We start from the raw sequence: 9,676 nt of genomic DNA on the forward strand, positions 1-9,676 counted from the left end.
CCTCGAGCGCCTACGCCAAGAGCGTGCTCACCGTGGCCGTCTACCGCGGCGTCGACCCCTCGGCACCGATCACCGACAGCGCGATCGCCGTCCAGACCAGCAGCAGCACCACGCACGTCACGCCGACCGTGTCGGCGCCCGACGGGGCGCACTGGCTGGTCAGCCACTGGGGCGACAAGAGCTCCGCGACGACGGACCTCGCCCCGCCGCCGGGCGTCACCCAGCGCGACGAGGCCTCCTCCGACGCCGCCTCCGGGCACGTCACGACGCTCCACGGCGACAGCAACGGCCCGGTCCCGGCCGGCAACCGCGGCGGCCTCACCGCCACGGCCGACCAGGCCGCCGGTGCCGCGATCACCTTCAGCGTGCTGCTGAAGCCCGCCTCCTGACGCCCCGAGGGTCACCGAGGCACGAGCAAATGCAGCAGGCCCCCACCTTGCGGCGGGGGCCTGCTCGTTGCCGTGGCAGGTAGTGGATTCGAACCACTGTAGGCAATGCCGGCTGATTTACAGTCAGCTCCCTTTGGCCGCTCGGGCAACCTGCCGGGCTGTCGTCCGGCCCCCAGTGTTGGAAGCATCACGACGACGCGAAACAATAGCGCAGCAGCACCGTCCAGCCGAAAACCCCAACGCCCCGAAGGTGAACGAACCCATGGCCGACTCCTCCTTCGACATCGTCAGCAAGATCGACCGGCAGGAGGTCGACAACGCGCTCGGCCAGACTGCACGCGAGATCGCGACCCGGTTCGACTTCAAGGGCACGGGTGCCTCGATCGAGTGGAAGGGCGAGCACGCGATCGAGATCAGCGCGTCCGCCGACGACCGCGCGAACGCCGTGCTGAGCGTCTTCCAAGACAAGCTGATCAAGCGCAACCAGTCGCTGAAGATCCTCGACGCCTCCGAGCCGCGCCAGTCCGGCCAGGTGTCGAAGATCTCGATCACCCTCAAGGAGGGGATCAGCTCCGAGGACGCCAAGAAGATCTCCAAGCTCATCCGCGACGAGGGCCCCAAGGGCGTCAAGGCGCAGATCCAGGGCGACGAGCTGCGGGTGTCGTCGAAGAAGCGCGACGACCTCCAGGCCGTGATCGCGCTGGTCAAGTCGCAGGACTACGACTTCGCAGTGCAGTTCACCAACTACCGCTGACGCTGGCCGCGCCGCCTCACCAGGCGGCGCGGAGCAGCTCCAGCACGGCGAGCGCCCCGGTCGGCCCGGGGTTCGGGTAGGGCGCGGAGGCGACCCGCTCCGCGACCGCGGCGAGGCCGTCCTCCGGCACGCCGAGGTCGCGCAGCCGCCGCGGCCCCGGGTACGACGCCGCGAGGCCCGCGATCGCGTCCGCAGGGTCGCCCGCCACCAGCTCGGCGAGGCGCTGCGTGGCCGCCGGGGCGTGCGGCAGGTTGTGCCGGACCACGTGCGCCAGCAGCATCGTGTGCAGCTCGGCGTGCGGGAGGTCGAAGGCGCCGCCCAGCGCGTGCGCGAGCTGGTGGTGCAGGCCCATCTGGGCGGTCGCCAGGCAGCTGCCGGCCAGCCAGGCACCCTGCTGCAGTGCCGACCGGGCCGCGACGTCGCCCGGCTCGTCGAGGACCGTGGGGAGCGCGGCCAGCAGCAGCCGGCACGCCTCGGTCGCCAGCGCGTCGGTGACCGGTGTCGGGTTGGGCGCCCACAGGGCCTCCACCGCGTGCGCGAGCGCGTTGACGGCACTGGTGAGCGTGAGGCCGGCGGGCAGTCCGAGGGTCAGCTCGACGTCGTACACGACGGTGGTGGGGAGCAACGCCGGGTCGCGCCGCGTCTGCTTCACCCCGTCGCGGGTCTCCCCGAGCACCGGGGTCACCTCCGAGCCGGCGTACGTCGTCGGGACCGCCACGTGCGCGACGCCCGCGCGGGCGACGACCGCCTTGCCGAGCCCGACCGCGGAACCCCCACCGATGGTCACGACCGCGTCGACGTCGTACCCCTGGACGAGCGCCATCGCCTCCTCGGTCACCGCCACCGGCGTGTGCACCACGGGGCGGTCGAACCGGGCCACCGCCCGCTCCCCCAGCCCCGCGACCACCTCGTCGCCGGCAGCCGCTGCGGACGGGGKGGCCACCACCAGCACCCGCGACGCCCCGACCCGCTCGACCTCGGACGGCACGCGCAGCCGCGCCCCCGCCCCCAGCAGCACCCGCGACGCCCGGGTCTCGTGGACGACCACCATGCGCCCGAACCTACCCGCACGTCGAGGCGTCACCTGTGGCATGTCGAGACGTCAGTTCCGGCATGGCGAGTGGTCACCTGTGGCTGGTTGAGTTGTCACGTGTGGCGGGTCGAGTGGTCACGTGTGGCGGGTCGAGTGGTCACGTGTGGCGGGTCGAGTGGTCACGCGCCAGATGTGACCACTCGATCGGCGCTATCTGACGCCTCGACCCTCCACAAGTGACGTCTCGACCGGCCACAAGCGACGTCTCGACATGCCAGAAGTGACCATTCGACGGTTTCGGGTCGGGGATGATCGGCGCATGGAGGACCCGTCGGCGAGGATCGAGATCGAGGCGCCGCTGGAGCAGGTGTGGGCGATCATGCTCGACACGGTGCGGTACGGCGAGTGGAACCCGTTCGTGGAGCGGGCCGAGACGGCGCAGCCGCCGGCGGTCGGCAACCCGATCGTGCTGCACGTGGTGTGGGCGAACGGGCGGCGCACCCGCTCGCCGGAGCGGATCACGGCGCTGCAGGGGCCCACCACCTCCGCCGACGGTACGACGACCGCGCGGATGTCCTACGCCTACGAGGGCTGGCCGTCCCGGCTGGGGCTGGTGCGCGGCGTGCGCCACCAGGTGCTGACGCAGCGACCCGGCGGGCCCACGTCGTACGAGACGGTGGAGGAGTTCCGCGGTCCGCTGGTGCGGCTGGCCGGGCCCGCGCGGGTCGCCGACGGCTTCCGCCGCCACGCGGAGGGGCTCAAGCGCCGGGCTGAGGCGCCTGCTGGGCGGACCTCGCCGCCGGAGGGATGAGCGCGCTGGAGTGCCGCGCTGCCCAGAGCGCGAAGCCGAGGACCGCAGCGCCGAGCACGATGTCGACGACCACGTGGGCCTGGCGCCACCACACCATGTCGGTGGCGCCGGGGACGGTGTAGTGCCCGATGCCGACCAGGCCCGAGAGGGAGTAGCCGGTCAGCAGGACCGCCGCGGTGGTGATGTGGCGGCGGAACCACATCAGCAGCCCGAGGCCACCGAGGGCGGTGAAGACGAACCAGGCGCTACCGATGACGCCGGCCGAGGGGGCCGGGACGGTGGCGTCGTCGGCGGGCTGCGGGTACTCGTCGTAGCTGACGTAGTTGTCGAGGTAGTGCACGACCGACACCACGAACGCGACGCCGAGCAGCCAGCACAGCAGCCGGGTCGCGCGGAGGTAGCTCACGGGCCCAGCCTAGGAGAACCGCCCGGCCGGGCCGCGGACCTCGCCGTCGACCGCTGCCGTCGACCGCTGCCGTCGACCGCTGCCGCCGCCCGCCGCCGCCCGCCGCGGCGCGACGCCCGGGGGCGCCGGCCGCGGCAGCCGGGAGGGGTCGGTTCAGGCGGTGGCGACGTCGAGCACCGGCACCGCCGTGGCGCCGGTGGTCGGGCGCAGCCACACCCGGCTGCCCGCGTCGACGTCGAGCGCCCGGGCGTGGGTGCGCGACAGCACCACCAGGGTCGGCTCGGCGTGGCCCTCGACCTCGACGGTGAGCCGCACCTCGAAGCCCACCCGCAGGGAGCGGACGACGACGCCCGCGTGCGACTCGGGCGCCCCGGGCGTGGTCGACAGGTCGATGTCGTGCGGCCGCAGGCGCACGCCGCCGAGGCGCGTGACCTCGCCCAGGAAGCTCATGACGAAGTCGTTCGCCGGCTCGTCGTAGAGCTGGTCCGGGGTGCCGATCTGCTCGATCCGGCCCTCGTTGATGACGACGATCTCGTCGGCGACCTCGAGCGCCTCCTCCTGGTCGTGGGTGACGAACACCGTCGTCACGTGGACCTCGTCGTGCAGCCGGCGCAGCCAGTCGCGCAGCTCCTTGCGGACCTTCGCGTCGAGCGCTCCGAAGGGCTCGTCGAGCAGCAGGACGGACGGCTCGACGGCGAGGGCCCGGGCCAGCGCGAGGCGCTGGCGCTGGCCGCCCGAGAGCTGCGAGGGCAGCCGGTGGGCGAACTGCGAGAGGTGCACGAGCTCGAGCAGCTCGGCGACCTTCGCCTTGACCTCGGCCTTGGGCCGCTTGCGGATCTCCAGGCCGAAGGCGACGTTTTTCGCCACCGTCATGTGCTTGAAGACGGCGTAGTGCTGGAACACGAAGCCCACGTTGCGCTTCTGCGGCGGCAGCTTCGTGGCGTCGGTGCCCTCGATCTCGACCGAGCCGCCGTCGGTGGACTCGAGCCCGGCGATGATGCGCAGCAGCGTGGACTTCCCACCGCCGCTGGGCCCGAGCAGGGCGGTCAGCTGCCCGGTGGGCAGGGACACGTTGATGTCGTCGAGTGCCACGAAGTCGCCGTAGCGCTTGCCGACACCCCTCACTTCGATGCTCATGCGTGATCCTCCTTGCGGATCAGGGAAACCACCACGAGCGCCAGCACGGAGGCGAGGACGAGCACGAAGGCGGCCGCGTAGGCCGTGGGCTCCTCGTAGTTGGTGTAACGGTTCTGGATCAGGATGGTGGCGGTCTCGCCGCGGAACTCGGCGCCGGGGCTGACGATCTTCACGGCACCGAACTCGCCGAGCGAGCGGGCCATGCTCAGCACGACGCCGTAGACCACCGCCCACTTGATGCTCGGCAGGGTGATCCGGCGGAAGGTCTGCCAGCCGTTGGCGCCGAGGCTGCTCGCCGCCATCTCGGCGTCGGTGCCGATCTCCTCGAGGACCGGGACGATCTCGCGGATCACCAGCGGCAGGCTGACGAAGGCGGTCGCCATGATCAGGCCCGGCGTCGTACCGATGATGAAGATGCCGACCTCCTCGAGCGCCTCGCCGAACCAGCCCTGACCGGTGCTGTAGGCGAGCACCAGCGCGAGGCCGACGACCACCGGCGACACCGACATCGGGAGGTCGATGAGCACCGAGAGGATGCGCCGGCCGGGGAACCGGTAGCGGGTGATCAGCAGCGAGATGCCCACGCCGAAGACGGTGTTGATGAGCACCGCCCAGAAGGCGATGGTGGCGGTCAGCCCAAAGGCGTACGACACCGACGGCTCCTGGAGCCGCTCGAGGAAGGCGGCGACGCCCGCCTCGGCACCACGCTCGGTGGGGGCGAAGGTCCGCGAGGTCACCTCCCACAGCGGCCAGATGACCAGCACCGCGAGGTAGGCGATCACGAAGAACCGCAGGAAGTAGGTCACCGGGCCCTTGCGGGCCCTGATCTGTCGGGTGTCAGCCACGGCGCGCCACCCTTCGCGAGATGAGGTCGAGGACCACGATCGTGACCACCGCGACGAGCAGGAGGAGCACGGCGACCGCCGCTGCCCCCGCCTGGTTGTCGCCCTCGATGAACTTGAGGATCTTCAGCGACGCGACCTCGGTCTGGTACGGCGTGTTGCCCGAGATCAGCACCAGCGAGCCGAACTCGCTGATCGCGCGCGCGAAGCCGAGGGACGAGCCCGCGGCGATCGCCGGGACCAGGCTCGGCAGGATGATGCGTCGGAAGGTGGTCAGCCGCGAGGCGCCGAGCGACGCCGCCGCCTCCTCGACGTCCGCGTCCAGCTCGAGCAGCACCGGCTGCACGGTCCGTACGACGAACGGCAGGGTCACGAACAGCAGGGCCAGGAAGATGCCCTGGCGCGTGTTGACGATGTTGATGCCCACGGGGCTCTCCGGGCCGTAGAGGCTCAGCAGGACCAGGCCGGCCACGATCGTCGGCAGCGCGAACGGGATGTCGATGACGACGTCCAGGACGCGCTTGCCGAAGAAGTGGTCGCGCACGAGGACCCAGGCCACCACGGTGCCGATCACCGCGTTGACCACGGTCACGCCGGCCGCCTCGAGGACGGTCAGGCGCAGCGCGGCGAAGGTCTGTGCGTCGGTCAGGGTGTTCCAGAAGGAACCCCAGCCGCCGGCGGCTGCTGCACCGACCACCGCCGCGAGCGGGATCAGGACCAGGACGCTGAACCACACCAGCGCCAGGCCCAGACCGATGCCCGAGGTCGGGGTCAGTCCGAACAGCCCGCTGGGCCGGCTCGTCGTCCGAGCCGGCCCAGGGGTTGCTGCAAGCGTTTCGGTCACTTCTTGGTGGCCTCGGCGTACAGGTTGTCGAAGCGCAGCTTGACGCCGTCCTTGCCGAACCACTCCTCGACGATGGCCGGCCAGCCACCGAGGTCCGCGACGCTGTAGAGCTTCTTCGACGGCGTCGGGAAGGGGTTCGCCGGGTCGTTGGCGCCCTCGACCTCGATGCCGGAGATGTCCAGGTCGCCGACCGGGCGGAAGCCCTTCTTGACGAACTCGGTCTGGCCCTTGTCGCTGAGGACGAACTCCAGCCAGTCGGTGGCCACGTCGTCGGCGTCCTTGAGCACGGCGCCCGGGTTCTCGATCAGGAAGGAGGTCTCGGGGACGATGTAGTCGAGCTCCTCGCCCTTCTGCTTGGCGAGGATGGCCTCGTTCTCGTAGGTGATGAGCACGTTGCCGACGCCCTTCTTGAAGGCCTCGGTCGCCTCGCGGCCGCTCGCGGCCCAGCTGGTGACGTTGTTGAAGACCTTCTTGAGGTACTCGTCGGCCTGCTTCTCGTCAGCGCCGGTCGAGAGCGCGTGCGTGTAGAGCGCCATGATGTTCCAGCGCGCGGCGCCGGAGCTGGCCGGGTCGGCGGTGATGACCTTGACGTCCTTGCGGGTCAGGTCGTCCCAGCCCTTGATGCCGAGGGGGTTGCCCTTCTCGACGGCGATGACGGCGATGGAGGAGGAGACGATGCCCTTGTTCGGGCCGGCGTTCCAGTCCTCGGCGACCAGGCCGGCGTCGACGAGGCGGGTCACGTCGCCCTCGAGGGAGAAGTGGACGTAGTCGACGTCCTTGCCCTTGGTGTCGGCGACCTTGCGGCTCTGCTCGCCCGAGGCGCCGTAGGAACCGGAGAACTTGACGTCCTTGCCCTCGTCGGTCTTGTTGAACTCCGCCGCGATGGCGTCGTTGGCCGCCTCCGGGACGGCGAAGCCGTAGATCCCGATGGTCGTGCCCGAGTCGTCACTGCCGCCGGCGCTCGAGCAGGCGGTCAGCGCCAGTGCACCGGTCACCGCTACGGCCGCAGCCTTCATCAGTCGCTTCATTGCACCCATTCCTTCGTGTCATCACCGGGCCGACCCCACGCCGATCCGGTAAACTCGATTGGAATAATACACATTGGCGAGTTAGTCGATCTACTTTGAGACGATCGCCCGCGTTTCGAGACGCAGGTCACACCGCGCTCCGCCCCTGGCCGTTCACCCACCGGCGCCAGATGGGGCGCGCACGCGCGGCCGTCTATCGTGGGGAAGTCGCGGGTCCGAGCGACCCCGCCGCGGCCTCGCTGGACAGGTGTCCACCGGAAAGTGGAACCTGTTCTAGAAATGGCCGTAGAATCTGCAGTGCCCGCGCCCGACCACGACCGGGGCGGGTGCCGCAACCGTCGTTGAGAGAGTTGGACGAACGTGAGCCAGACCAAGCAGGTCAAGCAGCTGGACCGGGTGATCATCCGGTTCGCGGGTGACTCCGGTGACGGCATGCAGCTGACGGGTGACCGGTTCACCCAGGAGTCGGCGGTGTTCGGCAACGACCTGGTCACGCTGCCGAACTTCCCCGCAGAGATCCGCGCCCCCCAGGGCACGATCCCGGGCGTCTCCTCGTTCCAGGTCCACTTCGCCGACCACGACATCCTCACCGCCGGCGACCGTCCCGACGTGCTGGTCGCGATGAACCCCGCCGCGTTGAAGGCCAACCTCGGGGACCTCCCGAAGGGCGCCACGATCATCGTGGACACCCACGACTTCACCAAGCGCAACCTCGACAAGGCCGGCTACGACTCCAACCCCCTGGACAAGCTCGGCGAGGTCGACGACATCCTCGCCGGGTTCTCCGTGCAGCCGGTGGACCTGACCGGCATCACCGTCGAGGCCGTCAAGGAGTTCGGCCTGTCCCGCAAGGACGCCGCACGAGCCAAGAACATGTTCGCGCTGGGGTTGTTGTCGTGGATGTACGGACGCCCCACCGAACCCACCATCGCGTTCCTGGAGAAGAAGTTCGCCAAGGTCCCCGCGATCCTGGGTGCGAACCTGGCGGCGTTCAAGGCCGGCTGGAACTACGGCGAGACCACCGAGACCTTCGTGGTCCAGTACGAGATCAAGCCCGCCCGCATGGCCGCGGGCACCTACCGCAACATCACCGGCAACCTGGCCCTGTCCTACGGTCTGGTCGCGGCCGGGGTCCGCTCCGGGCTGCCGGTGTTCCTGGGCTCCTACCCCATCACCCCCGCCTCCGACATCCTCCACGAGCTGAGCCGGCACAAGGGCTTCGGTGTCACCACGCTGCAGGCCGAGGACGAGATCGCCGGCATCGGTGCCGCGATCGGCGCCTCGTTCGCCGGCCAGCTCGCCGTGACCACCACCTCCGGGCCCGGTATCGCACTGAAGTCCGAGGCCATCGGACTGGCCGTGATGACCGAGCTGCCGCTCGTGGTCGTCAACGTCCAGCGCGGCGGGCCCTCCACCGGGCTGCCCACCAAGACCGAGCAGGCCGACCTGCTCCAGGCCATGTACGGCCGCAACGGTGAGGCCCCCGTGCCGATCATCGCGCCCCAGTCCCCCGGCGACTGCTTCGCCGCCGCGGTCGAGGCCGCCCGGATCGCGATCACCTACCGCACCCCCGTCTTCCTGCTCTCCGACGGCTACCTCGCCAACGGCTCCGAACCCTGGGCCATCCCCGACGTCGACGACCTCCCCCTCATCGACCCCGACTTCGCCACCGGACCGAACCACACCTCCGCCAAGGCGGCCAGGGCGGCCCAGGACGGCGAGGGCGACGGGGAGCCGGACGAGTTCTGGCCCTACGCCCGTGACGCCAAGACGCTGGCGCGCCCGTGGGCCATCCCGGGCACCGCCGGGCTGGAGCACCGCATCGGTGGCCTGGAGAAGTCCGGCACCGCCGAGGCCGGGCACGGCAACATCTCCTACGACCCGGCCAACCACGACCGCATGGTCCGCCTGCGTAAGGAGAAGGTCGCCCGCATCGCCGACGACCTGCCCCCGCTGCAGGTCGACGACCCGTCCGGGAACGCGAAGGTCCTCGTCATCGGCTGGGGTTCGACCTACGGTCCGATCGGTGCGGCGTGCCGCCGGGTGCGGCGCGCTGGGTACGACGTCGCGCAGGTCCACCTGCGCCACCTCAACCCCTTCCCCAGGGACCTCGGCGACATCCTCACCCGCTACGACAAGGTCCTCGTCCCCGAGATGAACCTGGGCCAGCTCTCCAAGCTGCTGCGCGCGGAGTACCTCGTCGACGCCCAGGGCTACAACCACGTCTACGGCCTGCCCCTGAAGGCAGCCGAGCTCGCCGAGGCCATCGGCCGCCTCGTCGGCGAGGCCGAGAACCGCGMGGTCGACCTCGGCGAGCACGGCCTCAACCTTCCCGCCGACCACGAGGAGGCCTGAACATGACCACCACCCAGAACCCGATCGACCTGGGCACCCCGGCGCTGCGCACCGGCACCGAGCTCGTCCCCACCATC

At 70.5% G+C, this 9,676-nt stretch carries 9 protein-coding genes, 1 tRNA gene and 1 pseudogene; 4 read left to right on the forward strand and 7 right to left on the reverse strand.

Features of this window, described 5'->3' with window-relative positions; genetic code table 11:
• A pseudogene (locus L615_RS23210) lies at positions 1 to 389 on the forward strand (PKD domain containing protein); the annotation flags it as partial.
• A 73-nt stretch (positions 390 to 462) separates the two neighbouring features.
• Here the strand turns inward: L615_RS23210 and L615_RS09015 are convergent.
• A tRNA-Tyr gene (locus tag L615_RS09015) sits at positions 463 to 544 on the reverse strand.
• A gap of 107 nt (positions 545 to 651) precedes the next feature.
• Here L615_RS09015 and L615_RS09020 point away from each other — a divergent pair.
• Positions 652 to 1,143 (forward strand): YajQ family cyclic di-GMP-binding protein, encoded by a 492-nt coding sequence (locus L615_RS09020; RefSeq protein WP_028657090.1) that lies wholly within the window; start codon positions 652 to 654, stop codon positions 1,141 to 1,143.
• Between the two features lie 16 nt (positions 1,144 to 1,159).
• On the opposite strand, the gene L615_RS09025 is transcribed toward L615_RS09020, so the two are convergent.
• Positions 1,160 to 2,194, reverse strand: coding sequence for a maleylacetate reductase (locus L615_RS09025; RefSeq protein ID WP_222430499.1), 1,035 nt, complete (start codon positions 2,192 to 2,194; stop codon positions 1,160 to 1,162).
• Positions 2,195 to 2,495: 301 nt separating this feature from the next.
• Between L615_RS09025 and L615_RS09030 the strand changes: the two genes are divergently transcribed.
• Positions 2,496 to 2,987, forward strand: coding sequence for an SRPBCC domain-containing protein (locus L615_RS09030; RefSeq protein ID WP_186449789.1), 492 nt, complete (start codon positions 2,496 to 2,498; stop codon positions 2,985 to 2,987).
• Here the strand turns inward: L615_RS09030 and L615_RS09035 are convergent.
• The 5 genes from L615_RS09035 to L615_RS09055 form a co-directional block, all read right to left on the reverse strand.
• Positions 2,935 to 3,393, reverse strand: a complete 459-nt coding sequence (locus L615_RS09035; protein WP_028657253.1) for a hypothetical protein — start codon at positions 3,391 to 3,393, stop codon at positions 2,935 to 2,937. The genes L615_RS09030 and L615_RS09035 overlap by 53 nt on opposite strands.
• 153 nt (positions 3,394 to 3,546) lie before the next feature.
• On the reverse strand, positions 3,547 to 4,530 hold the full coding sequence (locus tag L615_RS09040; RefSeq protein WP_028657252.1) for a sulfate/molybdate ABC transporter ATP-binding protein: 984 nt from the start codon (positions 4,528 to 4,530) through the stop codon (positions 3,547 to 3,549).
• Positions 4,527 to 5,375 carry a sulfate ABC transporter permease gene (locus L615_RS09045; protein WP_261376608.1) on the reverse strand — a complete coding sequence of 283 codons (849 nt, stop codon included), beginning with the start codon at positions 5,373 to 5,375 and terminating at the stop codon, positions 4,527 to 4,529. Before L615_RS09045 ends, L615_RS09040 begins: the two co-directional genes overlap by 4 nt.
• The gene (gene cysT, locus L615_RS09050; protein WP_051486288.1) at positions 5,368 to 6,216 is read right to left on the reverse strand and encodes a sulfate ABC transporter permease subunit CysT; all 849 of its coding nucleotides are present in this window, start codon (positions 6,214 to 6,216) and stop codon (positions 5,368 to 5,370) included. Before cysT ends, L615_RS09045 begins: the two co-directional genes overlap by 8 nt.
• Positions 6,213 to 7,244: an extracellular solute-binding protein gene (locus tag L615_RS09055; protein WP_145724850.1), complete on the reverse strand. Its 1,032-nt coding sequence runs from the start codon at positions 7,242 to 7,244 to the stop codon at positions 6,213 to 6,215. Before L615_RS09055 ends, cysT begins: the two co-directional genes overlap by 4 nt.
• Before the next feature lie 360 nt (positions 7,245 to 7,604).
• On the opposite strand from L615_RS09055, the gene L615_RS09060 reads away from it, so the two are divergent.
• Positions 7,605 to 9,599, forward strand: coding sequence for a 2-oxoacid:acceptor oxidoreductase subunit alpha (locus L615_RS09060; protein WP_145724851.1), 1,995 nt, complete (start codon positions 7,605 to 7,607; stop codon positions 9,597 to 9,599).
• Positions 9,600 to 9,676 lie beyond the last annotated feature (77 nt).

Origin of the sequence: Nocardioides sp. J9, assembly GCF_007829375.1 — a bacterium.
Taxonomy (GTDB): Bacteria; Actinomycetota; Actinomycetes; order Propionibacteriales; family Nocardioidaceae; genus Nocardioides.